Genomic DNA, 24,248 nt, shown 5'->3' with positions numbered 1-24,248 from the left:
GTTCGCCCTGGCCCTCATCGCCATCCCGGCCTGCGTCTACCTTCTGTACTGCCTCTGCAACATCGGCGGGAGGACGCACTTCCACCTGATGCCGACGAGGCCGATCCATCCTCAGGACGGATCCCCGTGGGGAGACAAAGCCTCAATGATGCGGCAGTCGGCGACGGACCCGCAGCCGCACTGACCGATGACGTCACGCAGCTCATGCGCCAACCGGGTCAGGTCGGCCAGCTTGCGCTCGACCTGCGCCAGGTGGGCGCGGGCGATGGTGTCGACCTCGGCGCAGGACCGGTCGCGGTCGTCGGCCATGGCGAGAAGCTCCCGGATCTGGTCGACCGTGAAGCCGAGGTCCCGTCCCCGCCGGATGAAGCTCAGGCGGCGCAGGTGCTCCGGACCGTAGAGACGGTAGTTGCCCGCCGACCTTTCCGGCGCCGGCAGGAGCTTCACCTTCTCGTACCACCGGACCGTCTCGACGCGGGTGTTCGTCGCCGCGGCCAGGTCGCCGATGGTCATGGGGGGTGCGTGCGCCATGGCCTTGACCCTGTAGTTCCTACAGGGTGCATGTAGGGCCTCAGACCCTTCGGCGCGAGGCCCGGGTCGACGGAGCTTGCCATGTCAGGGCTAGGAACATCGGGAGCGGTCCCCGCGGGCGCCGCGCTGCGCTACCGCGTGAAGGGCATGGATTGCCCGAGCTGCGCGACCAAGATCGAAACGGCGGTAACCCGCCTGCCCGGCGTCCGCGACGTGCGCGTGAACTACACGGCCCAGGTCCTCGACCTCGTGCTCGACGAGGGCTCGACGCCCAGGGCGGACCTGGAGAACCGGATCACGGGGCTCGGCTATGGCGTCGGGTCCCTGCCGATCGCGGCCGACCTCGCCCGCTCGCAGACGACGGGCATCGCGGCCCCGGCCATCGTCGAGGAGGAGGCGGAGACCCCCGCCTGGCGCAGCCGCAAGGGGCTTTTGGCGCTGGGCATCGCCGTCCTGTTCGCAAGCGGATTTCTCCTGCAGACGGTTCGGCCCGGGCTGGCCGGGGAATACGCCTACTGGCCCGGCGCGCTCCTGGGTCTCGCCTTCTACGGACGCCGCGCCATCGCCGCCGCCCGCAACGGCTCGCCCTTCTCCATCGAGATGCTGATGTCGGTCGCCACCATCGGGGCGCTCGCCATCCATGCCGCCGAGGAAGCGGCGGTGGTGGTCCTCCTCTTCACCGTTGGCGAGATGCTCGAAGGCTTTGCGGCCGGCCGGTCCCGGGCCGGCATCAAGGCCCTCGTGGGCCTGGTGCCGAAGACGGCGCGCCTGGTCGAGGGGGACGGCGCCGTGCGTGAGGTGGCGGCCGCCTCCCTGGTGATCGGCCAAACCGTGCTGGTGCGCCCGGGTGACCGCGTCCCTGCGGACGGCGAGGTCACGGACGGCACGTCGAGCCTCGACGAGTCCCCGATCACGGGGGAATCGGTGCCCCGGCCAAAGGAGGTCGGGGACGCCGTCTATGCCGGCAGCGTCAATGCGGACGGGGCCCTGCAGGTCAGGGTCGCCCGGATGCCGTCGGACAACACCGTCGCCCGCATCCTGCACATGGTGGAGGAGGCGCAGGCGTCGAAGTCGCCGACCGCCCGGTTCATCGACCGCTTCAGCGCCGTCTACACCCCGGTCGCCTTCGCGGTCGCCGCGCTGGCGACGCTTGGCCCGCCGCTGCTGCTCGGCGCCGACTGGGGCACCTGGATCTATCGCGGACTGGCGTTGCTCCTCATCGCCTGCCCCTGCGCCCTCGTGCTCTCGACCCCGGCCGCCATCGCCTCGGGTCTTGCCGCCGGAGCGCGGCGGGGACTGCTGGTGAAGGGCGGCGCCGCCCTGGAGACCATCGGACGGGTGCGTACCGTCGCGTTCGACAAGACGGGGACGCTCACGGCAGGGCGTCCAAGGGTCACCGACGTCCTCCGATTTGCCCCGGACATGACGGATCGCACCCTGCTCGGGCTCGCGGCGACGGTGGAGGCCGGATCGAGCCACCCCATCGCTCGTGCGATCCTCGAACGTACGGAGGCCGACGCCATCCCCCTGCGCCCCGTACGCGATGCCCGTGCGGTTCCCGGCAAGGCCGTCCAGGCCACGGTTGCGGGACGCACGGTCGCGGTGGCATCCCCGCGCCACGCCGCGACACTGGCCAGCCTCTCGCCGGAAGCGGAAGCAACGGTGCGGGCCCTTGAGGAAGCGGGCAAGACCGCCGTCGTCGTGGTTCGGGACGGAGAGGCGCTCGGCGTCGTGGCGGTCCGGGACGAGCCCAGACAGGATGCGGCCGCCGGCGTCGCGGCCCTGCGCCGGCTCGGGGTCGAATGCGTGATGCTGACCGGCGACAACCGGCGCACCGGCGAGGCCATCGCCAAGGGCCTGGGACTATCGGTCCGGGCCGACCTGCTGCCGGCCGACAAGCTCGCCGAGATCGGCGCGTTGAAGGAGGTCGGGCCGGTCGCGATGGTCGGCGACGGCATCAACGATGCCCCCGCGCTCGCCTCCGCCAGCGTCGGGATCGCGATGGGCGGCGGCACCGATGCGGCGCTGGAGACAGCCGATGCGGCCATCCTCAACGACCGGGTGACGGACGTGGCGGCGCTCGTGGCGCTCTCCCGGGCGACGCTCGGCAACATCCATCAGAACGTGGCCATCTCCCTCGGGCTGAAGGGCGTGTTCCTGGTGACGACACTCGCCGGCATCACCGGGCTATGGCCGGCCATTCTGGCGGATACCGGGGCGACCGTCCTGGTGACGGCCAACGCCCTTCGCCTGCTTCGGGCCTGAGACGACGGTTTCGTGCTGGCTACGCGCCGGTGCCATCGTTGTGACCGGAGGCCGGAAACCACGACGCCGAGTTTCCGGAAAAGCTTTCCTTATCCAAGGCGACCGGGAGACTGCGCACCCACGGAACCGTCTCAGAAGCGGAGCCGTTCCTCGTCGCTCCCGTACCGTCCGTGCCGGTCCCATGATCGGCTCGGGCGAGACCGAGCCACCAACAACCCACGAGGAAGCCCCCATGAGGAAGTCCCTTTTCGCCGTCGCTGCCCTGGCCGCGCTCGGCGCCATCGGCATCGCCGCCCCCGCGTCGGCAGCCCCGGGCATGGTCGGCGCCGTCGAGGCCCAGACCAGCATCGTCGACGTCCGCATGGACGGGATGCACGGCCACCGCGGCCATGGCCGCATGATGGGCCATCGTCACGGGCACGGCCACATGATGCGCCACCATCACCACCGCGGCCACATGATGCGCCACGGTCATGGTCATCGCCACCACCGCATGTGATCGTCCAGGGGCCCTTCGGGGCCCCTTATTCCTTCTCTATTAAAACGACGGACCTCAAGGCAGGCAGGTCGCGCGGCCTGGCGGAAGCGAGCTTACATCCGCTCCTTGATGCTGGAGCCGACGAGCCACCAGTTCACCGGGTAGCTGGTCATGAATCCCGCGACCACGGCGACCTGCATGGCGAACCAGAACTCAACTGAGTTCACCGGCGCCCGTTGACCGGCAAGGTGCGGGAACACGGCGAACTGCGCGAGCGCCATGAAGCCGTACATGCCGACCTGCCAGGCGATCAGCGACAAGGTGTCGGCCTTGAGCGCGGCGACGATGCCCCGGCCCGGGGAGAGCCCGCGCATCGGCACGATGGCGTAATACTGGAACACGATCCCAAGCCCGAAGGCGAAGACGAAGTCCAGCGCCCAGACCGCGTACATCTTCTCCTCGAACAGCGACTGCCAGCCGAACCAGACCGCCACCACCGGCGCCAGGAAGGCGAGCCACTCGGCGGCGACGTCGCCCAGCATGCAGCCGCTCCCGCAGTGGAGCGCGCCCTTGCCCACCATCACCGGGAACGGCGTTTGCGTCATGTTCGGCGGCTTCTCGTCCCGCTCCATCGCGCGGTGATGCGCCTCCATGGTCGCGAGGCGGCCATAGCGAAAGTAGGCCCAGACCACGACCACCGTGCCGAACAAGGCGCTGACCGGCCAGACCACGTTCATCACGGTCATGTGCTGCGGATGCCGAATGACCTGCACCGACAGCAGCAACGAGCAGGCGGCCCCGAGCAGCAGGGCCAGGATCGAGAGCGCGTGGAGCCAGGCGGGGAACGTCGTGGCCATGCCGCTCAATGCCCCATCGCCAGCATCCAGACGGCCATGGCGACCATCATCACATTCTCGGTCAACGAGACGAAGCCGAGCGGCACCTTGCTCGATCCGCCGACGCAGGCGCACTTGATCTCGCGCTTGTCGACGTAGACCGCCTTGAACACCGAGACCGCGCCGATGGTGCCGATGAACAGGGCCACGGGGATCGACAGCCAGTTAAGGGCGCCGGCCACCATCAGGACGCCGGCGATGCCCTCCAGGAACGGGTAGGCGTAGGCGTAGCGCACCCAGCGCTTGGCCAGCAGGTCGTAGCCGAGGAACATCGACGAGAAGGTCTCGACGTCCTGCAGCTTGAGGAGGGCGAGGACGCACATGCTGAAGGCGATGTACCACTCGCCCGCCCGGACCGTCAGGGGCGTGCCGTACACGGCGTAGCTCGCCGCGAGCGCCATCAGCGCGGTCATCGAGAACACCGCCACCACCGGCGTGTAGGTCGTCGCGTTCGGGTCGTTGGCGGCCTGGCCGAAATGCCGCCTGAGGTCGTCGAAACCCCCGACGCGCTCGCCGTTGATGAAGGTCTGGGGCGTCGACTTGACCGCATGCTCGGCCTTGAAGCGGTCGGTCTCCTCGCGGGTGGTCAGCCAATGGTCCTCCACCTGGAAGCCCTGGCGTTCGAGGAGGTCCTTCGCCTTGAGGCCGTAGGGGCACGTGTGCTGCGGCATCATCATGCGGTACAGGACGGCCTTGCGGGACGCGGTGGCTTGCATCGGAAACTCCGTGGGTTGTCGGGGCGCGATGCCGTCCGGGCCTCGAAGTGGAAGCAGGGTGCGGGCAGCGGCCGATTGGGCTTGCGGACCTTCCTGCACCTTCCCATCATAGGAAGGTCAACGGAGGGACTCTCACGATGAACATTGGCGAGGCGAGCCGGGCCTCCGGGGTCTCGGCCAAGATGATCCGGCACTACGAGAGCATCGGGCTCGTGCCCCCGGCGGACCGGCGCGACAGCGGCTATCGCGATTATGGCACCGCCGACCTGCACCGGCTCGGCTTCATCCGGCACGCCCGGGACCTGGGCTTCTCGCTGGACCGCATCCGGGTGCTGCTCGGGCTCTGGAGCGACCCTGCCCGCAGCAACGCCGAGGTGAAGGCCATCGCGAGGGCCCACGTGAAGGAGCTCGAACAGCGGGCCCGCCAACTCAACGAGATGGCGAACGCCCTCCGGTCCCTGGCCGACGCCTGCGATGGCGACGGCCGGCCGGACTGCCCGATCATCGCCAGCCTGGAGACCGGGGCGAACGTCCCGCCCTGCCATCCGGGCGCCTCCCCGGGGGCGATGCCGCCCCCCGCACCGCGCCGGAAGGCCGTGGCCGGTCGCTGAGTCCGAACCGGCCCCGGCGGCGCTTCGGTCAGGCAGCCATCTTCCGGCAGCTCTCGGCGCAGCGGCGGCACTGCTCGACGCAATGCTGCATGTCGCCGACCTGCTCGCAGCTTCGGGCACAATCCTCGCAGACGTCGGCGCACTCGGCGCAGGTGTGCTTGTGATGCCTCGTCCCGATCAGCATGAAGTGCGCCGACGTCCGGCACATCTCGGCGCAGGCCAGCATCAGGCGGAAGTGCTCGGGCTCGACGTGCTTGCCGCCGGCCGGCAGGCAGCGGTTCGAGGCCATGCCGAGGCAGGTCTGGTAGCAGCGAAGACATTCGTCGATGCAGGACTGCATCTCGCTCGACATATTGCTCATGTGAAGCTCCTTGATGTTAGACAAAAAGAAACGAGCGTCAGCACTGGATGACAGTACCCCTCCAGTATTGCCTTGCTCATTCTGTCAACTCAGACGGCTATAGTTCGTTCTAATAAATTCCTTCTCTCATGCCCGGGATACTCAATCCGTCCGCAAGCGCCTACTCCGCCGCCTCGCGGTAAGCGGGTCGTTCGGCCGGGGCGACGCTCGCCGGCGTCTCGGCGGCCGCGGACAGACCCCATCCCTTCACGAGGGCGTAGACCGCCGGGATGACGACCAGCGTCAGCACGGTCGAGGACACCATCCCGCCGATCATCGGCACGGCGATGCGCTGCATCACTTCGGAGCCGGCGCCCGTGCTCCACAGGATCGGGATCAGGCCGGCCATGATGGCGGTCACGGTCATCATCTTCGGGCGAACCCGCTCGACCGCACCGACCATGATCGCCCGCCGCAGGTCCTCGCGGTTCAGGGGCCGCCCCTCGCGTGCGCAGGCGGCCCGGACCTCGTCGAGCGCGTGGTCGAGGTAGACCAGCATGATCACCCCTGTCTCGGCGGCGACGCCGGCGAGCGCGATGAAGCCCACCGCCACGGCCACCGACATGTTGAAGCCCATCCACCACATCAGCCAGATGCCGCCGACCAGGGCGAACGGCAGCGACAGCATGACGATGAGCGTCTCGGTCAGGCGCCGGAAGTTGATGAACAGCAGCAGGAACACGACGAGCAGCGTCAGCGGCACCACGACCTTCAGGCGCGCCTCGGCCCGCTCCAGGTATTCGTACTGCCCGCTCCACTGCAGGGTCGTGCCCTGTGGGAGCTTGACCTCGTCCACCACGGCCTTGCGCGCCTCGGCCACGTAGCCGCCGAGGTCGCGCCCATTGATGTCGACGAAGATGTAGACCGCAAGCTGTCCGTTCTCCGTGCGGATCGAGGTCGGGCCCCGGGTGAGTTCGACCTTGGCGACCTCGCGCAACGGCACCGTGCCCCCAGCCGGGAGTGGCACCTGCACCTCGTCGGCGATGGCCCGCGGATCGGACCGGAAGGCCCGGGGGTAGCGGACGTTGACGGTGTAGCGTTCGCGTCCCTCGACGGTGTTCGTCACGCTCTGGCCGCCAAGCGCCGTCGCGATGACGTCCTGCACGTCCCCGACCATCAGCCCGTAGCGCCCGAGCGCCTCCCGGTCCGGCGTGATGTCGAGGAAGTAGCCGCCGATGACCCGCTCGGCGTAGGCGCTCGACGTGCCCGGCACGTTGCGCACCACCGCCTCGACCTGGCGAGCGACCCCTTCCATCTCCTTAAGGTCGGTGCCCAGCACCTTGATGCCGACGGGCGTGCGAATGCCGGTCGAGAGCATGTCGATGCGGGCGCGGATCGGCTGCGTCCATGCATTCGACACGCCCGGGAACTGCAGGGCCTTGTCCATCTCGGCCTTGAGGCTCGCCAGCGTCACGCCGGGGCGCCACTCGGACGGCGGCTTCAGCGCGATGACCGTCTCGAACATCTCCATCGGCGCCGGGTCGGTCGCGGTGTTGGCGCGGCCCGCCTTGCCGTAGACCGAGGCTACCTCCGGGAAGGATTTTATGATGCGGTCCTGGGTCGCGAGGAGCTCGCCGGCCTTGGTCACCGACAGGCCCGGCAGGGTCGTCGGCATGTACATCAGCGTGCCCTCGTTGAGGTCGGGCATGAACTCCGAGCCGAGCTGACGGGCCGGCCACACGGTCGCCGCCAGCACCCCGAGGGCGAGCAGGACAGTCAGCACCCGCGCCCGCAGGACGCCCGCGATGAGCGGCCGGTAGAGCCAGATCAGGAGCCGGTTCAGCGGGTTCCTGTGCTCCGGGATGATCCGGCCCCGCACGAACAGCACCATCAGCGCGGGGACCAAGGTCACCGACAGGATCGCGGCTGCCGCCATGGCGAAGGTCTTGGTGAAGGCCAGCGGCCCGAACAGCCGGCCTTCCTGGCTCTCCAGTGTGAAGATCGGCAGGAAGCTGACCGTGATGATGAGGAGCGAGAAGAACAGGGATGGGCCGACCTCGGACGCCGCCTCCACCAGGATCTCCGTCCGCGGCTTGCCTGGCGGCGCCCGTTCCAGGTGCTTGTGGGCGTTCTCGATCATCACGATGGCGGCGTCGATCATGGCGCCGACCGCGATGGCGATGCCGCCCAGGCTCATGATGTTGGCGCCGAGACCCAGGGCTCGCATGCCGACGAACGCCATCAGGATCCCGACCGGCAGCATCAGGATGGCGACGAGCGCGCTCCTCACATGCAGCAGGAACACGACGCACACGAGCGAGACGACGACGCTCTCCTCGACCAGCGTGTGCCGCAGGGTGTCGATGGCCGCGTCGATGAGCTGGGAGCGGTCGTAGACCGGCAGGATCTCGGTGCCCGCGGGCAGGCTTTTCGCCACCTCCGCAAGCTTCGCCTTCACGCCCTCGATGACGTTCAGCGCGTTCGCGCCGAAGCGCTGCAGGACGATGCCGCCGGCGACCTCGCCCTCGCCGTTCATCTCGGTGATGCCCCGACGCTCGTCCGGTCCGAGCTCGACCCGGGCGACGTCCCGGACCCGCAGCGGCGTGCCGCCGGAAGTCTTGAGGACGATGTTCTCGATGTCGGCGACGCCCCTCAGGTAGCCGCGACCGCGGACCATGAACTCGAACTCGGAGAGCTCGACCGTGCGGCCGCCGACGTCGGCGTTGCTCGACCGGATTGCGTCCCGGAGCTTGTTGAGGGAGATGCCCTGGGCACGAAGCCGGTTCGGGTCGACCACGACGTTGTACTGCTTGACGAAGCCGCCGACGCCGGCGACCTCGGCGACGCCCTCTGCCCGCGAGGCCCCGAACCGGACCACCCAGTCCTGCAGGGAGCGAAGCTCGGCGAGCGTCCGTTCCTTTGCGACGACGACGTACTGGTAGACCCAACCCACGCCCGTGGCGTCGGGGCCGAGTGTCGGGGTTACCCCGGCCGGCAGGCGGCTCGCCGCGGCGTTGAGGTATTCGAGCACCCGCGAGCGGCCCCAGTACGGGTCGGTGCCGTCCTCGAAGATGACGTAGACGAACGACACGCCGAAGAACGAGAAGCCGCGCACCACCTTCGCCTTCGGCACCGTCAACATGGCGGTGGTCAGCGGGTAGGTGACCTGATCCTCCACGACCTGTGGCGCCTGGCCCGGGTACTCCGTGTAGACGATGGCCTGCACGTCCGAGAGGTCGGGGATGGCGTCGAGCGGCAGGGTGCGCAGCGACATCACCCCGACCGCGACGGCGAACACGGTCCCAACCAGCACCAGGACGAGGTTACGTGCCGACCAGCCAATGAGGCGCGCGATCATGGCGTGCCTCCCGCGTCGGCGGCCAGCCGGTCGTCCTTGGGCGGCGCCATGCCCTGGAGGGCCGCCTTCAGGTTGCTCTCGGCGTCGATGAGGAAGTTCGCGGAGGTCACGACGCGGTCGCCGGCCGAGATGCCGTCGCGGATCTCGGTGTAGCCGGTGCCGCGCACGCCGACCTTGACCTCCTTCGGCTCGAAACGGCCTTCCCCGCGGTCGAGGAGCACCACCTGCCGCTCGCCGGTGTCGATGACGGCGTCGTCCGGCACCGCGACCACGGGCTTGGTGTCGCCGGTCGCGACCTCGACGTCGGCATACATGTCGGGCAGCAAGGTGCCGTCGGGGTTCGGGAGCTCGATGCGCACCCGCGTGGCCCGGGTCTCCGGGTTCACCTGCGGATAGATCGTCCCGACCTTGCCGGAGTAGATGCGCCCCGGGGCCGAGCGCAGGCGGATCGTGGCGGCTTGCCCGACGCGGACGTTGGAAAGGTCGCGCTCGGGCACGTCGGCGAGCACCCACATCGTCGCGATGTCGCCGATGCGGAACAGGGTATCGCCGGCCGCGGCCTTCATGCCCTCGATGGCGGTCCGTTGCAGGACGATGCCGTCCCGGGGCGACGACCAGGTGATGGCCATCGGCACGTTCCGGGTCCGCTCCATCTCGTCGATCACCGCCTCGGAGACGTTCAGGTTCCGCAGGCGCCGCCTCGCGCCGTCGAAGCCCGGGTTGGCGATGAGCTGGGCCGCCGCCGCGTTGATCTCGGGCGAGTAGACGTGGACCAGCGCCTGGCCCTTGCGGACGCGGTCGCCGGTGGTGACGTTCTCGACATGGTCGACGTAGGCGTCCGACCGGGTCGCGATGACCGTCACCCGCCGCTCGTCGAGGGCGACCGTGCCGGGCACCCGGACGGGCTGCGCCACCACCCGGCGCTCGATGACCTCGGTCCGCACGCCGGTGCGCTGCACCTTGCCGGGCGAGACGGTGACGACGTTGCCGTCGCTGTCCTCACCCTCGTAGACGGGGATGTAGTCCATCCCCATCGAATCCTTCTTGGGCGTGGCCGAGGTGTCCGGCAGCCCCATCGGGTTGCGGTAGTAGCGGATGCGGCGGGCGCCCGCGGCGGGCTTCGCGTCCCCGGCCTTCCCCATGTCCTGGGCGGCCAAGTCATGCCCGGCCATCCCCTGGCCGGCCATGTCGGCAGGCATGGCCTCGCCGTCGTCCGAAGCGTCGAAGCGCACGTCCTCGCTGGCGTGGACCGCGCGGAACTCCCGGCCATCCGCGGTCGCCATCGGCGACAGCGAGTAGACCGGCTTCCCGTCCGGGTCCTGGTAGTAGACCACCGGTCCGGCCGCCTTCGTGGGGGCCGTAGCCTGCGCGGCCGGCATGGGGGCCGGAGACCACCGGGCGAGCTCCGTCCGGGCGCGCTCGGCGAGCGCCGGCACGGGGTTCTCCCCATGCCCCGCGACATAGCCGGCGCCCCCCGCCGCGAGTGCGGCGAGGGTCCCGGCGAACCAGGCCGCGCGGCTCACTTGACGGCCTTGAAGACCAGCTTGTCCTCGACCGTGCCGGTCTCGCCCTGGACCTTGGCCCCGAGCGACAGGCGCCAGCCGCCGGCCATCGTGAGCTTCGCCTTGAAGCGATAGACGCCCGGCTCGGTCGTGGGGAGCTGCTCGATCTTCGAGGTCATCTCGTCCATGCTGTCGGGCGCCATGTCGATGCGCTTGGCGAAGATCACGGCGTCGGGAACCGGCTTGCCGCTGCGCTTATCGAGAAGGCGCACCGACAGGACAGCCTCGCCGACCTTGGCCTCCTGCTGCAAGAGCTCGAAGCGGTAGTCCTTGATGTCGGCAAGCGCCGGGAACGCGGTCGCCGACAGGGCGGCACCGAGCAGCGCCGCCGAGACGGCGCGCGGAAAAGGCTTCTGGGTCACGGGTGTTGTCTCCTGAACGCGATGGCGGGCCGCGCGTGGACGCGCGGCGTCATGCCGGCGCTCACGCCGGCGGCATCGGGTTCAGGCTCGGGGAGGCTCGGTGGGCGGCCCTTGCGAGAGGCTGTCGAAGGACGCGATGACGGCCCAGGTGGGTCCCTCGAAGCGGGCGACGCGACCCGGAAGTCCGAGGGCGACCGGAAGTCCGGTGGCGACCTTAGCCAGGCAAAGCGCCATCAGGGGGCAGCCCTTCGAGCAGTCGGGCATGTCCGGCCGCTCCTTGGGGCAGCACGGCATCTCGTCCATGGCCATCCCGGCCATGCCGTCCATGGCCTCGTCGGACATCGCCATGGCGTGACCGTGAACGCCCGTCGGCGCGCGCATGCCTGCGGCAGCCGCGGATGCGGTCACCGGCGCAAGGGCGAGGCTGAGGACCGCCAGGAGCGGGAGCAGCCTGCGAAGGGCGAGCCAGAAGGTCACCGTCCGACGATGCCACATCACAGACCGGCAAGGAAGGGACGGGACTACCGGACGCGCCAAGGGGATACGACGAGCGCGAGTTTCGCGATGACGGGCACGGGACGGAAGACGTAGGTGTCGCGCGACGACCGGACGCCCCGCGCCCGGGGACCCGGAGCCATGCACCCGAGGCTACCGGACGCGCTCCATCGAGCGTCGGATCGTGACCGGGAGAGGACGGATCGTCCAGCACGGCACCATGCCCGGACCGGGACCAAGCGGGTATGCCTCCTGTCCGGTCCGCAGCTCAGGAGGACCCCGAGCAGCAGGATGCGGACCCGCCGTTCTCGCGGGCTTCCTGGATGGGCGGACAGGGGACCTCGCCGAAGGAGCAGAAGACGCAGCAGTCGCCCGCCTTCGGGCGCAGGAGCGTGCCGCAGCCGGTGCACTCGTAGAAGAACTGGCAGGCGTCGGTCGGCATCGTCTCCGTCGCTCGATGACCGCAGTGCGGGCAGGTCAGGGTGGACCGAAGCTGCATCGTCCGCCTCACCGCATCGCCTTGAGCACGACAGGCTCAAGGTATGGTTCCCACGCGAGCGCCAAACCGACCAGCACCGTCCCAAGTCCCAGAAGGCCAGGGGTACGCCATGACGGCCCCATGCGAGCACATGGTTCGGCCATGTCGCATGCCGTCGCCCGGTAACGGAAGAACAGCGCCCAACCCATGAGGAGGGCCAGGGCGGCCCCGCCAAGCAGGATCGGCCGGATGCTAGCCAACATGGCCAATCCTCCGAAAACCGCCCCTGTCGCGCCGAGACCGGCAAGCGCCACCGGGAGGGCGCAGCAGGACGAGGCCGCCAGGGCACCCAGCCCGGCGACCGTGCCCAGCCCGGCGAACCAGCTTCCCGAGGGAATCGGCAGGCCGTCCCGCGGACGTGAGGCGGGTCTTGCGGGAGGCGCCATGGATGGTGTGTCGATCATCATCGTGCCACCCTGCATCCCGTAGCCACTACGGGATCAAGCGAAAAATGGCGAAGGGTGCGCGAGGTCTCTCCATAGGGCAGATCGCGGCGGCGGCCGGGATCAACCTGGAGACCGTCCGCTACTACGAGCGCATCGGGCTCATGCCGCCGCCGGCTCGCACGGAGGGCGGTCACAGGGCCTACGATCCTGCCCATGTCCGGCGCCTGGCGTTCATCCGTCAGGCTCGCGCATTGGGCTTCGGGATCGAGGACATCCGGACCCTGCTGGCGTTGGCCGCGCCCGGGCACCGGTCCTGTGGCGAGGTCCGGGACGTCGCAGCCGCCCACCTTGCCGAGGTCCGCGCCAAGCTCGCCCGTCTCGCGCGGCTTGAGCGCATCCTGAGCGACACCGTGGAGCGGTGCAGCGGCGCCCCGACGCCGGCCTGCCCGGTTCTCGATATGCTCGATGCACCGATGTGAAAGCCGGCCCATCCGACACCCAGCAGTGGAACGGGACCGCCGGTCGTCCTTGTCTTGGTCCCAAGAGGCCGGAAGCGGGTGGCGATGCGGGGTCACGCAGCCGCTCGTCCGTGGAACGACCGTCGACCTAGGCGTCGACCGGCGAGGATGCCGGGGCGCCGAACCTTGGCATGAGGCGGACGTAGATGAGTTCGCTGAGGAGCTCGACCAGCGTCTGCGTGACGATGACGGCGGGCAGGAGTGGCACGGCACCCGGAACCGCAAACGCCAGCGGCAGGACCACCAGGGAGTTTCGCGTGGCGGCGCTGAAGGCCAGCGTGCGGACGGTGGGGGCATCCAGGCGGAACGCGCGCCCGACCGCCCAACCCAGCAGCGGAGCCGCCACGGCGAAGACGACGTAGACGGGGACCACCCGCGGGGCGTCGTCCAGGGCGGGCCCGAGCTGGGGCAGGACGGACGCGATCACCACGAACAGGACGAGGGCCGTTGCCGGCACCGGCAGAAGCCCGAGCCCGGCGGCGATCCGCTGGCCGGTGCGGCTGCGTGCGGCCCAGATCTGCACGGCCGCAGCAAGTCCGAGGGGAACCGCGATGAGCCAGACGAAGGCGTGCACGAACGGACCGACCTGGACGAACCTGGCGGCGTCCTCGCCGAGGAAGACGTTGAGGTAGACCGGCAGCAGCAGCATCTGCGCGATCAGCAGCGCCGGGGTGGAGGCCAGCAGCACCTTGGCGTCCGCGCGGCCGAGGTGGGCGAAGGTGACAACGTAGTCGATGCACGGCGTGAGCAGGACCATGAGCACGCCCAGCCGCAGCATCGGATTGGCGGGCAGGAACTGGATCAGGCAGGCCACCAGGATCGGCAGCGCGACGAAGTTCGTGGCGAGGAGCGCCGCCAGGAAACGGACCCGCGTAAAGGCTTTCCCCAACTCGGGCAGGGGTACCTGGAGGAAGGTGACGAACAGCATCAACGCCAGGGCCGGGTTGATCCCGACGTCCAGGGCCGTGGTTCCGGGGACCAACAGCGCAACGACGACGGCCAGGCCGATGGCGGCGAAGTAGATCGGGATCTGGCGGCCTTCGAGGATGTCGCGCAAGGTGGTCATGCTTCCTCGCAGGCGATCCTGGGGGCTTGCTCGACCCGCTGGGGCCGTCCGGTGCATTTGGCGAACAGGTCGATGGCGCGGTCGCAGACCTCGCAGTGACCCTCGCAGCAATCGCGCATGAGGAAGGCGACGAGGTCGGACAGGGCCGGGAAGATCGCGCTGTAGATGATCGAGCGACCTTCGCGGCGGCTCTCGACGAGGCCGGCGTTCTCCAGGTGGTTGAGGTGGAACGAGATGCGCGGCGCCGAGGCACCTGCGATGGCCTCGGTGATGGCACCGGCGGCCATGCCCTTCGCCCCGGCGGTCACCAGCATGCGGATGATGCGTAGGCGGGTTTCCTGCGCGATGGCCGCGAAGCCGTCGAGCGCTTGCTTTTCCTGCACGACACTTAAACCGTTATGGAATCGTTTAAGCGTCAGTAGGCTCACGACGGGTCGGAGGCAAGGACCGGATCTGGACCGGATCACGGCGGACGTCCCAGGCAGCCTCCGCTTTCCTAGCTTCGCGGCCGGACACGCCAGAGCGATAGGGCAAGCGCAACGTTCGCCACGGCGAGCACGCTGAGCAGTGCATAGGTCGCGTCCGCGCCCGCGTGGGTCAGGACCAAGGCTCCGACGGAGGGTGCAAGCGCTTGGGCCACCAGCCCCGGGCGGGCGAGGCGGCCGACGAGCGCGGCGTAGCGTTCGGGACCGAACAGGGCCAGGGGCACCGTACCCCGTGCAATCGAGTAGATCCCGTTGCCGGCCCCGTAGAGGACCAGCGCCAGCCCGACCAAGGGTAGGCCGGCCGTCAGCATCGCGATCCCGAGGACCACCAGGACCATGGCGGCGGTCAGGGTCCAGAGGGGATGGTGCCGACCCTTGCCGGCCATCTCGACGATGCGCGCACCCACCTGTGCCGGTCCGATCAGGGCACCATAGGCGACGGCCGAGGTGAGAGCCACGCCACGGGCCTGGAGCAGGGTGATGAGGTGCACCGAGACCATGGCCATCACCGTGCCGCCGAGGGTCAGCACCCCTGCCATGAGGAGGAAGGCACGACGCTCCCGGCCATCGAGCCGGACGCCGGGGATCGCGCCTTCGGATCGCGTGACCGGATGCGCGGGGGGCCGGGGGATCGCGAGCAGGACGAGCGGCAGCGTGACCGAGAGGTGCAGCCCGGCATAGGCGAGGCAGGTCCCGCGCCAGCCGACCCGCTCGATCAGGAAGGCCGAGAGCGGCCAGCACACCGTGCTGGCGAAGCCGCCCCACAGGGTCAGGGTCGTGATGGCGGGCCTTGCCTCGGCGCCGTAGAGGCGCCCGAGCGTGGCGAAGGCGGGGTCGTACAGGCCGGTGCCCATGCCGAGGCCGACGAGGAGCCAGGCCGCGAGGTAAGCCGTGAGGTTCGGGGCAAGGGCAAGGCCCATGAGGCCCAGCGCCAGCGCGATGGCGGCGAAGGCCAGCACCGGCCGCCCGCCATGCTCCCCGATGAAGGCTCCCACCCGCGGCGAGACGAGGCCTGCGACGAGGAGGCCAAGGGACAGCCCTCCGATAACCCAGCCGAGGGGCCATCCCGTATCCTTCGACATCGGCGCGGCCAGCACCGACAGGAGGTAGAACGAGGAGCCCCAGGTCAGGATCTGGATCACGCCCAGGGCCGAGATCACGGGCCATCGGCGCGCCGGGGCCATCGGATCGCTACCGGGCCCCGAGAACGGGTAGCCAGACCGCCAAGGCCGCCAGGGTGACCAAGAGGACCGGTGGCGTGATGACCAGGCCCACCCGCATGTACTGGCCCCAGGTGATACGCTGGCCCTTGGTGTCGAGGACGTGGAGCCAGAGCAGGGTCGCCAGGCTGCCGATGGGCGTGAACTTCGGGCCGAGGTCGCAACCGATGACGTTGGCGTACACCATCAGCTCGCGCATCAGGGGCGACAGGTCCGGGGCCTGCTGGATGGAGAGCGCGCCGACGAGCACGCTCGGCATGTTGTTCATCACCGACGACAGGATCGCGGCGGCGACCCCCGTGCCGAGGGTGGCGACGAACGGACCGAAGCCCGAGAGCCGCACGAGGCCTTGCGCCAGGTAATCGGTCAGGCCGGCGTTCTTCAGGCCGTAGACTACGAGGTACATGCCGAGGCTGAACAGGACGATCTGCCAGGGGGCACCCGCGAGCACCTTGCGGATCGGGATGACGCGGCTTCGGTTCGCCAGCGCCAGCAGGACCAGTGCGCCGGCGCAGGTGACCACCGAGACCGGCACGCCGAACGGGGCCGTCATGAAGTAGGCCACCAGCAGCAGGGCGAGGAGCGGGAAGGCCGCCTTGAAGACAAGCGGATCCTTGATCGCGTGGCGCGGCGGTTCGAGCTCGGTCACCGGGTACGTGGTTGGCAGGTCGCTCCGGTAGAACAACCACAGCACCACCAGGGTCGCGGCCAGCGAGACGAGGTTCACCGGGACCATCACGGCGGCGTAGCGGCTGAAGGTGATGTCGAAGAAGTTCGCCGAGACGATGTTGACGAGGTTGGAGATCACCAGCGGCAGGCTGGTCGAATCCGCCACGAACCCGCAGGCGACGATGAAGGCCAGGGCCGCCGCCGGCTTGAAGTCGAGGCGCAGCAGGATGGCGAGCACGATGGGGGTGAGCAGCAGGGCCGCCCCGTCGTTGGCGAACACCGCCGCGATGGCGGCACCGAGGAGGATCACCAGCGGGAACAGCAGGTGCCCCCGGCCGCCGCCCCACCGGGCGATGTGGAGCGCCGCCCAGTGGAAGAAGCCGGCCTCGTCGAGCAGGAGCGAGATGATGATGAGGGCCACGAAGGTGAAGGTGGCGTCCCAGACGATGTGCCAGACCACCGGGATGTCCCCGGGATGGATGACCCCGGTGCCCAGTGCCACGGCGGCCCCGATCAGGGCGCTCCACCCGATGCCGAAATCCCGCGGCTGCCAGATGACGAAGACGAGGGTGACCACGAAGATGGCGAGCGCGAGCATCGGGACTGTTTCTTGTTCTTGGGGGTGTGGGTGGGGTCAGGCGGTAGCGACGCGGCGCCCGTGCTCGTCGACGACGCGCTCGCCATCCTCCTTGACGAACTCGCCCTGTTGGGCGGGAAGGAGGTCGAGGACCGCCTCGGAGGGCCTGCATAGGGCAACACCCAGTGGGGTGACGACCAAGGGGCGGTTCAGCAGGATCGGATGCTCGCCGATGGCATCCAGAAGCTGATCGTCCGTCAGGCTCGGGTCCGAGAGGCCGAGCTCGCCGAAGGGCGTTCCCTTCTCACGGAGCAGATCACGGACCTTCACGCCCGCCCGCTCGGCAAGCTGGCGCACCAGGGTCCGGTTTGGGGGCGTCTTCAGGTACTCGACCACGTGCGGCTCGATGCCGGCGTTGCGGATGAGGGCTAGGGTATTGCGGGACGTGCCGCAATCCGGGTTGTGGTAGATCACGACGTCCATCAGGTGGTCTCCGTGCAACAGGCGGCAAGGGCAGCGACAGCCGGGGCGCAGACCTCAGGGCGTCCCTGGCAGCAGTCGCGCATCAGGAACTGGATGAGCTCGGACAGGTCCGGGTAGGCGGCGCTGTAGATGATCGAGCGCCCCTCGCGCCGGGACGTGACCAGCCCGGAATGCGAGAGCTCCTTCAGGTGGAACGACAGGTTAGTGCCCGACACGCCGACCGCCTCGGCGAGCGTCCCGGCCGCCGTGCCGTCAGGGCCGGCGGTGACGAGCTGGCGCACGATACGCAGGCGATGCTCCTGGCCGAGGGCCGCGAAGGCCGCCACGGCTTGCCGTTCGTCCATCATGATGTCAATATCTCAACCATCGTTGAAACGTAGAGGAATGAAACGTCTTGGACAAGCCCCTGCAGCCCTTCGCCGATGGAATGCCGAACCTAAGCGAGGGGCATTTCGTGGTCCCGACGACCGACGCCCTGCACGTGAAGACACCGTTCACCCACGCCCCGCGCTTCCTGATCCTGTACGGATCGCTCCGTGAGCGCTCGTTCAGCCGCCTCCTCGCCTACGAGGCCGCGCGCCTGTTGGAGGCGATGGGCGGCGAGGTGCGGATCTACGACGCGCACGGCCTGCCGCTGCCCGACGACGCCACTGCCGATCACCCGAAGGTCCGGGAACTCCGAAACCTCTCGATCTGGTCGGAGGGCCACGTCTGGGTCAGCCCCGAGCGACACGGCGCCATGACCGGGGTCATCAAGAGCCAGATCGACTGGCTGCCGCTCTCGGAGGGTTCGGTGCGCCCGACGCAGGGGCGGACGCTCGCCGTGATGCAGGTCTCCGGCGGCTCGCAGTCGTTCAACGCGGTCAACAGCCTCCGCGTGCTCGGTCGCTGGATGCGGATGATCACCATCCCGAACCAGTCCTCGGTCCCGATGGCGTACAAGGAGTTCGACGAGGCCGGCCGGATGAAGCCGGGTCCGCTCTACGACCGGGTGGTCGATGTCTGCGAGGAGCTGATGAAGTTCACGCTCCTCACCCGCGAGCGATCCGACTACCTCGTCGACCGGTATTCGGAACGCAAGGAGCGCGAGCCCGAAAGGCTCAAGGCCGTCGCCGTCGACATCGGGTTCGTGAAGCGACCCTCCTGATCTGCACGTCCACGCCGACCTCTTCTACGCCATCGCCTCGCCCGGTAGGATAGCGATCCCTATTTCAAGGGCTCCACGACCGTAAGCACAAGAGTCTGAGCGCTGGGGCATGTCGGCCGCCACGATGGCGACCACGGGGGCCGTCTCGTCGGGGCGCCGACGATCGCGACGTGGACGGATCCTTCGCCAACGTCGACGGCGGTCAGCTTCACTAGGCTCAGCTGGAGCTTCCGCATGCCGCCTCGGTCAGCGAGGGGGACCGGACGGAGTGGAGCGTCCCCGAGACGTAGACGAGGTCGCCGACGTCCGTGCCCGGCGCGTCGGCCTCGGCGATGGAGGCGATCGGCTCCGCAGTCAGGAGCAGAAATTTCGCTAGGCATCACGTCCTCCTTGGCCTTGCGCCGAACGAACCCCGCCCAGGTCCGGACGGTCCCGTGCGTCGCTGTCTCCAGCACCGCCACTTCGGAGAGGGTCGACGCGGTCAGGGGGCGAGCGAGGATGGCCAGGAGTGGGATGGTCACGACGCCGCCTTCAAGACGATCGCGTCGACGTCGGCGAAGGCGCCGTCGACCTCCGCGGTGGTGATGGCGCCGGCGCCGATGCCGGCAGCGACCTGGTTGTAGACCGCCAGACAGACGCCAATATGCCTCCGGATCTGCAGGCTCAGCACCTTCAAGCGGTCGTTCGTGAGGGGCCGATCTACCCCGTCGGCGAACGTCCACGGGTCGCTGTCCTTCCGGGCGTCGAGCAGCGTCGCGGTGACCTCGCTTAGCGTGCGCGTCAGGGCCCGCTCGTTGACGGCGACCGCCCAGCCGTCCCACGTTGTGCCGCCCGCCTCGGCCGCTAGGTGCGCCTCGTATGCGTAGGCCAGGACAGCGGCCGCGTCGGGCGGAGCCGGAGCGTTCGGATCGAGCCAGGAGCCATCGGCCTGTTGGGCCTACCTGAGCCACAGCCAGGCGCCGACCGCGTCGCAGATGACGTCGAGGGAGAGACTAACCATGTAAGATAGCGTGGACCGGGGGCGTTAAGGGGGTGAACGTCACGTGGGGCCCTGAAACATAACACCCCCCGACCCCGGGGGCCGGAGGGTGCGCTCAGGATGTGGTGCATCGCGAGGACGACGGATACGTCGACAGTCTAGAATATACCCCACCGAACAGCATCGGACAAGCAAAAGAGGGCGAATAACGACGGTCTAGCAAGGGGTAAGCGGCGGTTCTAGACTTGGAACGACGGCGGTCCAGTAGGGGGTAGAGCCATTCCTACGACCCCCCCCGAGCGTCGACGGCCAGCCACATCCAGGGAGGGCGGCGCAGAGCGTCACGGTAGTGAGCTACACCGGGGAACGGGGCAGGCGGCAGCGACGGGGAAGGTAGCAGGGGGACGACGGCGGGATGACGACCTGCGGGGAACCAGGAGGCCCGGGCCCAAGGGTACAACGGGGGCCCAGGGGCCCATATGTGGAACCAATTACCCGATTATCGTTGAGGGAGAACGGGTTACAGCGCCGAGAACGCCCGTCAGGATTTCGTCCATCTTGGCCTCCATCCACGGGCCCTTGGAGGCCGGTACGATGAAGCTATCGTGGACGGGCAGGCAGGGGATGGACGCCTTCTCGCAGGCCTTGAGGACATCCACCGCCATGGCGCTGTCTACGGCCATGCAGCGGATCCCACGGTCTGCAGCGATGTCTGCGGCGATGGGGGTGTTCCGCGCCACGACGGCCTTGAGCAGGCCGCGGGTGTAGTCCCAGCCGTGCTCCCAGTCGTCCTTGTCCATAATGGCCGCCGCTGCCGCGTTCATGGTCTTCGCGTTCAAGGCGACGTTGAGGGCGAGCTTGCCCTCGTCACGGGGGAATGTCCCCGTGACGTAGGGATCGTGGCGCAAGACGTGACCACGGGCTGCGTAGAGGATCCGCGGATGGAGGGTGGCGAAGTCCGGCTCGAAGGCCGCCTCGCCGTTGATGAGGAGCTCCCGGCGGCGTCCCTTGGGGAGGTTCTGCCACCATCCGTAGAGCCGGCCATGGCGGTCCCAACGGCCACGGCCGAACACGCGGTAAACCTCGGGGCTCGGGGTCGGGACGACGCTGGCCCACGTCCCCTTCTCCTTGCGGTCGTTGCGGGCTCGGACAACGCGCGTGGCGTGCTCCCACCCGTTGCCCGTCGGCATCGTGACCGAGACCTTGCCGAGGTAGGCATTGATGCGGTCGAGCTCGGCCTCCAGGCGTCGCGTCTGACGTGTCGGGTCGTAGCCGATGACGTCGCCGGCCTCGTCCTTGAGGATGAGGCGGCAGCGACGCGTCTCGTACTCGAAGGGCGCGTCGCGGAAGGCGTGGACGAGGTCGGGGGTCGCACGCAGGCGGCTCTGCATCCCGGTGGAGAGGTGGTCGCCAGGGCGGGCCCGGACCTCCTCGATCAGCCCGAGCTCGACGAGTTCAGCCACGGCGGCGAGCACGCGGTCGTAGGTGTAGGGCAGGCCCATGTACCGCGATTGACCGGCGTAGAACGCCTTGCGGCGCGAGTAGCTGACCCAGCGATCCTCGCCGGGCGCCATGTCGGCCGCGATGCACGCGGCCGCGAGGACGCTGCGCCTGGCGACGTCCTGCCTGCGATCGGGGATGTCGGGGATGCCGGCGGCCGAGAGGATGTTCTCCGGGATGCGCCAGTGGAAATCGAGGGCGCGGTCGCGCGCCTGTGCCGTGTTGAGCATGTCGTATCCATCGACACGTCAGGCACCACACCGCCGTGTCGGGACCGATGATCCGCTCGACATTAGCCTTAGTCTATGGGTATGTGCTTTGGAGATCCGCTGATATACTTCGCGAGACCAGTAGTTCAACCGCCCCGACGGGGTGCATGATCTCACGGGGGTAAAGCATCGATTTCAGCCTCGCCCACGGCCTAACTTCGAGGCACCGGAGGATTCAGCCAACGAGCCCCGTGGACGGCTCCACGGGGCTCTAATGCGGTCGAAAATTTATTTGTGCTCGCATGCGGCCGTCGCCTGATGCCGTGAGGACATATCGAATCCGCGAACAGCTTGGTGAGCTGGTGGCTCGAACTCCTAACCCGATCGGGGTCTACCCGACGACCTCGCGGCGGCCCTGGAGCGGGCCCTGTCGGCCGTGAAGCACATCGACGCCGGTAGGATCGGAGCCGAGGCGTGATGCCCAGTGACCAGGCGTTCCTACTCACCTTCGCAGGCCTGCTGCGAGTCGGCATCCTCGCCGACCCTGTCCCGACCTACCGGGCATGCCGATCGGCTTGCGCCGCCCTTGGGGACGCATTCGTGCCCGTTGACTACACCTGACCGATTCGCGCGGTCCGCTTAGTCCACGAGGAGGATTGGGAGAGTCGGCTGAGGGTCACCCCAACCGCGGCCGCCGTGCGGGCAACGCTGGCGAGCGAGGGCGTGGAGAGCGTCCTGGCACGGTGGGGCGGGCGCTACCGAGGCAAACTCATCGCGGCAGCGAACCGCGCCGCGCGCAGGTCACCGCCCGCCAGACATCCCCTTACGTGGCCGGGATCGGGGGCACGTCCGGAGGCGTCGCCTGCGTGTAGGTGACGGTCTGCACCGTGTAGTCGGGCGTGCCTGAGAAGCTGATGCCCAAGCCGGCGTAAAACCCCATCACGGAGTGGAGCGCGCTCAGGGACGACTTCCTCATCTCGACGGCGACCATGGTCCTCTGGGACAGGCCGACGCGTCGGGAAATTTCGTCCTGCGTCAGGCCGACGAGGGTCCGCGCGGCGCGCAGCTGCATTGGGGAGGGATACACGACGAGGCACTCCGAGCCGGATTCGATGGAAGGCCATTATCACCAAAGCGCCCGAAACGTGCAATGACGGCACATCGACTCGCGTTCTCAGAAGAAGGTGATATCCTCCGATTCGTGCCGACATCGCCGGATCCACTGGCGAAAAAAAATGGCCCCGGAGGCGCGCGAACGCCGCCGAGGCCTGGTCAGCCACAGGAGCATCCCCGTGACCGAACCGTGCACCCACCTTACCACCACGACCGCCCCGAACGGTAGCCTCGCCGCGTCCCTCGCCCAGGGAATTTCGCAGTACGCCGAGCGCTTCGAGGAGGCCTCGGTCCTTGAGATCGCGGCGGCCATGAGCGTCGAGGATCCCCACGCGGCGCGGTCGTTCCTCCTGGAGCGCACTGCCGAGCCGGCGTTCCCGATGCTGCGCAGGAGCGTCCTCGGTACGATCGAGCTCCGGATCGAGGCCGCCAAAGCCGCTGCGCGTGACCGCCTCCTCCTGGTGACCGGCGACGACGCGCCGGGCGGGAAGAGCGACAAGGCGCGCGAGGCGATCTTCCGCCGGGACCCGGGCGCATTTCTGCCAGGCGCCGAGGTCAGCAAAGTCCGCCCGTTCGCCCGGGCCTTCTGGCACGTCCTGATCGACGGGAAGGACGTGCCCTGCGTCTACGTCTGCCGGGCCGCCGTCGTGAGCGACCTGCACGACATGGTCGAATGCCTGGCCGAGAACAGACAGTACGAGCGGGGCATCGTCATCGGTGCGCCCGAGACCGCGCGGGACATCGCCGGCCTACTGCCCCCGAACATCGCCTTCGTGGCCGTACCCCTCGCCACCGACGGGAGGCGCGCGTGAACGCCATCGTCCGCATCCCGGCCGCGCCGGCGATCTCGATCTTCCGCTTCGACAACCACGACATCCGCGTCGTGGAGATCGACGGGCTGCCCTGGTTCGTCGGCGCCGACGTCTGCAAGGCCGCCCGCCTCTCGAACCCGTCCGTCTCGCTCAAGGCGCTCGACGAGGACGAGAGGGCTAAGATCTTCTTAGGGCATCCCCAGGGCGAGGTCCTGGTCATCACCGAGGGCGGTCTCTACACCCTGCTGATGCGCAGCCAGCGTGCCCTCGTGAAGGGCGCGACGGCATGGCGGTTCCGTCGGTGGGCGATGAACGAGGTCCTCCCCGAGATCCGGCGGACCGATTCCTACGCCGTGGCACCCGCCCCGACGCCGGTCGCGATCCCCGAGGACCTCGACGATAACAGGGTGCTGAGGAGGATGCTCCTGGCCCGGATGGATCGGGAGGACGCCCTCGTCGAGCGCCTCGTCATCACAGACCAGGAGCTCATCGACACCTCTCGCCAGCTCACCGCCTCGCAGCGGCAGGTACAGCGGGCCCGGCCGGCGGTGGAGTGCGTCGAGCGGTTCGCCGAGAGCGAGGGGCTCTACAGCCTCCAGGCCGGTGGCAAGGCCCTCGGGCAAAAGCCGAACAAGTTCATCGCTTGGCTGAAGGAGCGCGGCGACCTGTTGGATCTGAACAGGTCGAACCTCCCCCGGCAGGACCTCATCGACCGTGCCCCGTTCCGCGTCCGGATCGAGGAGTACGGCGGCAAGCCCCGTGCGACGCCGAAGATGACGTCGAAGGGCATCCTCCACTACGGACGCGAGCTCTGCGTCTCCGTCGACTGGCGGGCCGCACGGGAGCCCGACCTGTTCGACTGACACCACTCAGACTCTGAGTGGTGACGAGGGGCCCGGGTGACCGGGCCCCTTTTTCGTGCCTGAAATCTT

Annotated in this window: 26 protein-coding genes; 7 read left to right on the top strand and 19 right to left on the bottom strand. The window is 68.8% G+C overall.

What is annotated here, in order from left to right; all coding sequences use genetic code 11:
* Window positions 1–111 precede the first annotated feature (111 nt).
* Complete coding sequence (locus ACS5Q7_RS07335) at window positions 112–513, bottom strand: MerR family transcriptional regulator (RefSeq protein WP_055958972.1); 402 nt, start codon at window positions 511–513, stop codon at window positions 112–114.
* Between the two features lie 99 nt (window positions 514–612).
* Between ACS5Q7_RS07335 and ACS5Q7_RS07330 the strand changes: the two genes are divergently transcribed.
* The gene (locus tag ACS5Q7_RS07330; RefSeq protein WP_055958976.1) at window positions 613–2,796 is read left to right on the top strand and encodes a heavy metal translocating P-type ATPase; all 2,184 of its coding nucleotides are present in this window, start codon (window positions 613–615) and stop codon (window positions 2,794–2,796) included.
* Window positions 2,797–3,028: 232 nt separating this feature from the next.
* Window positions 3,029–3,295: a hypothetical protein gene (locus ACS5Q7_RS07325; protein WP_055958979.1), complete on the top strand. Its 267-nt coding sequence runs from the start codon at window positions 3,029–3,031 to the stop codon at window positions 3,293–3,295.
* A 92-nt stretch (window positions 3,296–3,387) separates the two neighbouring features.
* On the opposite strand, the gene ACS5Q7_RS07320 is transcribed toward ACS5Q7_RS07325, so the two are convergent.
* Together ACS5Q7_RS07320 and ACS5Q7_RS07315 are read right to left on the bottom strand one after the other, a co-directional pair.
* Window positions 3,388–4,131 (bottom strand): DUF4396 domain-containing protein, encoded by a 744-nt coding sequence (locus ACS5Q7_RS07320; RefSeq protein ID WP_055958982.1) that lies wholly within the window; start codon window positions 4,129–4,131, stop codon window positions 3,388–3,390.
* A gap of 5 nt (window positions 4,132–4,136) precedes the next feature.
* Window positions 4,137–4,886, bottom strand: coding sequence for a MauE/DoxX family redox-associated membrane protein (locus ACS5Q7_RS07315; protein ID WP_055958985.1), 750 nt, complete (start codon window positions 4,884–4,886; stop codon window positions 4,137–4,139).
* A 137-nt stretch (window positions 4,887–5,023) separates the two neighbouring features.
* Between ACS5Q7_RS07315 and cueR the strand changes: the two genes are divergently transcribed.
* Window positions 5,024–5,497: a Cu(I)-responsive transcriptional regulator gene (cueR, locus tag ACS5Q7_RS07310; protein ID WP_055958989.1), complete on the top strand. Its 474-nt coding sequence runs from the start codon at window positions 5,024–5,026 to the stop codon at window positions 5,495–5,497.
* 28 nt (window positions 5,498–5,525) lie between these two features.
* On the opposite strand, the gene ACS5Q7_RS07305 is transcribed toward cueR, so the two are convergent.
* The 7 genes from ACS5Q7_RS07305 to ACS5Q7_RS07275 form a co-directional block, all read right to left on the bottom strand.
* The gene (locus ACS5Q7_RS07305) at window positions 5,526–5,858 is read right to left on the bottom strand and encodes a four-helix bundle copper-binding protein (protein WP_055958992.1); all 333 of its coding nucleotides are present in this window, start codon (window positions 5,856–5,858) and stop codon (window positions 5,526–5,528) included.
* Between the two features lie 160 nt (window positions 5,859–6,018).
* Window positions 6,019–9,195 (bottom strand): efflux RND transporter permease subunit, encoded by a 3,177-nt coding sequence (locus ACS5Q7_RS07300; RefSeq protein ID WP_055958995.1) that lies wholly within the window; start codon window positions 9,193–9,195, stop codon window positions 6,019–6,021.
* The gene (locus tag ACS5Q7_RS07295) at window positions 9,192–10,718 is read right to left on the bottom strand and encodes an efflux RND transporter periplasmic adaptor subunit (RefSeq protein ID WP_055958997.1); all 1,527 of its coding nucleotides are present in this window, start codon (window positions 10,716–10,718) and stop codon (window positions 9,192–9,194) included. Before ACS5Q7_RS07295 ends, ACS5Q7_RS07300 begins: the two co-directional genes overlap by 4 nt.
* Window positions 10,715–11,119, bottom strand: coding sequence for a FixH family protein (locus ACS5Q7_RS07290; RefSeq protein ID WP_055959001.1), 405 nt, complete (start codon window positions 11,117–11,119; stop codon window positions 10,715–10,717). The genes ACS5Q7_RS07295 and ACS5Q7_RS07290 overlap by 4 nt, the downstream gene beginning before the upstream one ends.
* Before the next feature lie 81 nt (window positions 11,120–11,200).
* Entirely contained in the window at window positions 11,201–11,596 is a 396-nt protein-coding gene (locus tag ACS5Q7_RS07285) for a hypothetical protein (RefSeq protein ID WP_055959004.1), read from the bottom strand.
* A 286-nt stretch (window positions 11,597–11,882) separates the two neighbouring features.
* Window positions 11,883–12,113 (bottom strand): GDCCVxC domain-containing (seleno)protein, encoded by a 231-nt coding sequence (locus ACS5Q7_RS07280; RefSeq protein ID WP_055959007.1) that lies wholly within the window; start codon window positions 12,111–12,113, stop codon window positions 11,883–11,885.
* An 8-nt stretch (window positions 12,114–12,121) separates the two neighbouring features.
* Window positions 12,122–12,559 (bottom strand): mercury transporter MerT, encoded by a 438-nt coding sequence (locus ACS5Q7_RS07275; RefSeq protein WP_162238978.1) that lies wholly within the window; start codon window positions 12,557–12,559, stop codon window positions 12,122–12,124.
* Window positions 12,560–12,603: 44 nt separating this feature from the next.
* Here ACS5Q7_RS07275 and ACS5Q7_RS07270 point away from each other — a divergent pair, with 44 nt between their 5' ends.
* On the top strand, window positions 12,604–13,017 hold the full coding sequence (locus tag ACS5Q7_RS07270; protein WP_055959010.1) for a MerR family transcriptional regulator: 414 nt from the start codon (window positions 12,604–12,606) through the stop codon (window positions 13,015–13,017).
* 127 nt (window positions 13,018–13,144) lie between these two features.
* Here ACS5Q7_RS07270 and ACS5Q7_RS07265 read toward each other — a convergent pair whose 3' ends face one another.
* From ACS5Q7_RS07265 to ACS5Q7_RS07240, 6 genes are all read right to left on the bottom strand, one after another.
* Entirely contained in the window at window positions 13,145–14,122 is a 978-nt protein-coding gene (locus ACS5Q7_RS07265; RefSeq protein ID WP_055959013.1) for an arsenic resistance protein, read from the bottom strand.
* Window positions 14,119–14,505 (bottom strand): ArsR/SmtB family transcription factor, encoded by a 387-nt coding sequence (locus tag ACS5Q7_RS07260; protein ID WP_055959016.1) that lies wholly within the window; start codon window positions 14,503–14,505, stop codon window positions 14,119–14,121. Before ACS5Q7_RS07260 ends, ACS5Q7_RS07265 begins: the two co-directional genes overlap by 4 nt.
* 113 nt (window positions 14,506–14,618) lie before the next feature.
* The gene (locus ACS5Q7_RS07255; RefSeq protein WP_055959019.1) at window positions 14,619–15,791 is read right to left on the bottom strand and encodes an MFS transporter; all 1,173 of its coding nucleotides are present in this window, start codon (window positions 15,789–15,791) and stop codon (window positions 14,619–14,621) included.
* Window positions 15,792–15,798: 7 nt separating this feature from the next.
* A complete protein-coding gene (locus tag ACS5Q7_RS07250) occupies window positions 15,799–17,094 on the bottom strand; it encodes an arsenic transporter (RefSeq protein WP_055959020.1) in 1,296 nt (431 codons plus the stop codon).
* A 36-nt stretch (window positions 17,095–17,130) separates the two neighbouring features.
* Window positions 17,131–17,556 (bottom strand): arsenate reductase (glutaredoxin), encoded by a 426-nt coding sequence (gene arsC, locus ACS5Q7_RS07245; protein ID WP_055959023.1) that lies wholly within the window; start codon window positions 17,554–17,556, stop codon window positions 17,131–17,133.
* Window positions 17,556–17,903: an ArsR/SmtB family transcription factor gene (locus tag ACS5Q7_RS07240; protein WP_055959026.1), complete on the bottom strand. Its 348-nt coding sequence runs from the start codon at window positions 17,901–17,903 to the stop codon at window positions 17,556–17,558. Before ACS5Q7_RS07240 ends, arsC begins: the two co-directional genes overlap by 1 nt.
* 47 nt (window positions 17,904–17,950) lie before the next feature.
* Here ACS5Q7_RS07240 and arsH point away from each other — a divergent pair, with 47 nt between their 5' ends.
* Window positions 17,951–18,703 (top strand): arsenical resistance protein ArsH, encoded by a 753-nt coding sequence (gene arsH, locus ACS5Q7_RS07235; protein WP_055959029.1) that lies wholly within the window; start codon window positions 17,951–17,953, stop codon window positions 18,701–18,703.
* 517 nt (window positions 18,704–19,220) lie between these two features.
* Here arsH and ACS5Q7_RS07230 read toward each other — a convergent pair.
* The 3 genes from ACS5Q7_RS07230 to ACS5Q7_RS07220 form a co-directional block, all read right to left on the bottom strand.
* Window positions 19,221–19,574: a DUF4376 domain-containing protein gene (locus tag ACS5Q7_RS07230; protein WP_056251355.1), complete on the bottom strand. Its 354-nt coding sequence runs from the start codon at window positions 19,572–19,574 to the stop codon at window positions 19,221–19,223.
* A gap of 599 nt (window positions 19,575–20,173) precedes the next feature.
* Window positions 20,174–21,412, bottom strand: coding sequence for a hypothetical protein (locus tag ACS5Q7_RS07225; RefSeq protein ID WP_055959032.1), 1,239 nt, complete (start codon window positions 21,410–21,412; stop codon window positions 20,174–20,176).
* Window positions 21,413–22,214: 802 nt separating this feature from the next.
* Entirely contained in the window at window positions 22,215–22,478 is a 264-nt protein-coding gene (locus ACS5Q7_RS07220; protein WP_146180523.1) for a helix-turn-helix transcriptional regulator, read from the bottom strand.
* A gap of 205 nt (window positions 22,479–22,683) precedes the next feature.
* On the opposite strand from ACS5Q7_RS07220, the gene ACS5Q7_RS07215 reads away from it, so the two are divergent.
* Together ACS5Q7_RS07215 and ACS5Q7_RS07210 are read left to right on the top strand one after the other, a co-directional pair.
* Entirely contained in the window at window positions 22,684–23,316 is a 633-nt protein-coding gene (locus ACS5Q7_RS07215; protein WP_162238979.1) for a hypothetical protein, read from the top strand.
* Entirely contained in the window at window positions 23,313–24,179 is an 867-nt protein-coding gene (locus ACS5Q7_RS07210) for a phage antirepressor (protein WP_055959042.1), read from the top strand. The genes ACS5Q7_RS07215 and ACS5Q7_RS07210 overlap by 4 nt, the downstream gene beginning before the upstream one ends.
* The last annotated feature ends 69 nt before the right edge of the window (window positions 24,180–24,248 follow it).

It is taken from the genome of Methylobacterium sp. Gmos3, assembly GCF_056430985.1.
Note: the sequence above shows the minus strand (reverse complement) of the source record. Positions and strands in the feature narration are given on the sequence as shown.

Bases quoted from the DNA above. Each gene is read 5' to 3' on its own strand.
- ACS5Q7_RS07335 (WP_055958972.1), bottom strand. From the start codon at position 513: ATGACCATCGGCGACCTGGCCGCGGCGACGAACACCCGCGTCGAGACG.
- ACS5Q7_RS07330 (WP_055958976.1), top strand. From the start codon at position 613: ATGTCAGGGCTAGGAACATCGGGAGCGGTCCCCGCGGGCGCCGCGCTG.
- ACS5Q7_RS07325 (WP_055958979.1), top strand. From the start codon at position 3,029: ATGAGGAAGTCCCTTTTCGCCGTCGCTGCCCTGGCCGCGCTCGGCGCC.
- ACS5Q7_RS07320 (WP_055958982.1), bottom strand. From the start codon at position 4,131: ATGGCCACGACGTTCCCCGCCTGGCTCCACGCGCTCTCGATCCTGGCC.
- ACS5Q7_RS07315 (WP_055958985.1), bottom strand. From the start codon at position 4,886: ATGCAAGCCACCGCGTCCCGCAAGGCCGTCCTGTACCGCATGATGATG.
- cueR (WP_055958989.1), top strand. From the start codon at position 5,024: ATGAACATTGGCGAGGCGAGCCGGGCCTCCGGGGTCTCGGCCAAGATG.
- ACS5Q7_RS07305 (WP_055958992.1), bottom strand. From the start codon at position 5,858: ATGAGCAATATGTCGAGCGAGATGCAGTCCTGCATCGACGAATGTCTT.
- ACS5Q7_RS07300 (WP_055958995.1), bottom strand. From the start codon at position 9,195: ATGATCGCGCGCCTCATTGGCTGGTCGGCACGTAACCTCGTCCTGGTG.
- ACS5Q7_RS07280 (WP_055959007.1), bottom strand. From the start codon at position 12,113: ATGCAGCTTCGGTCCACCCTGACCTGCCCGCACTGCGGTCATCGAGCG.
- ACS5Q7_RS07275 (WP_162238978.1), bottom strand. From the start codon at position 12,559: ATGATGATCGACACACCATCCATGGCGCCTCCCGCAAGACCCGCCTCA.
- ACS5Q7_RS07270 (WP_055959010.1), top strand. From the start codon at position 12,604: ATGGCGAAGGGTGCGCGAGGTCTCTCCATAGGGCAGATCGCGGCGGCG.
- ACS5Q7_RS07265 (WP_055959013.1), bottom strand. From the start codon at position 14,122: ATGACCACCTTGCGCGACATCCTCGAAGGCCGCCAGATCCCGATCTAC.
- ACS5Q7_RS07255 (WP_055959019.1), bottom strand. From the start codon at position 15,791: ATGGCCCCGGCGCGCCGATGGCCCGTGATCTCGGCCCTGGGCGTGATC.
- ACS5Q7_RS07250 (WP_055959020.1), bottom strand. From the start codon at position 17,094: ATGCTCGCGCTCGCCATCTTCGTGGTCACCCTCGTCTTCGTCATCTGG.
- arsC (WP_055959023.1), bottom strand. From the start codon at position 17,556: ATGGACGTCGTGATCTACCACAACCCGGATTGCGGCACGTCCCGCAAT.
- ACS5Q7_RS07240 (WP_055959026.1), bottom strand. From the start codon at position 17,903: ATGATGGACGAACGGCAAGCCGTGGCGGCCTTCGCGGCCCTCGGCCAG.
- ACS5Q7_RS07225 (WP_055959032.1), bottom strand. From the start codon at position 21,412: ATGCTCAACACGGCACAGGCGCGCGACCGCGCCCTCGATTTCCACTGG.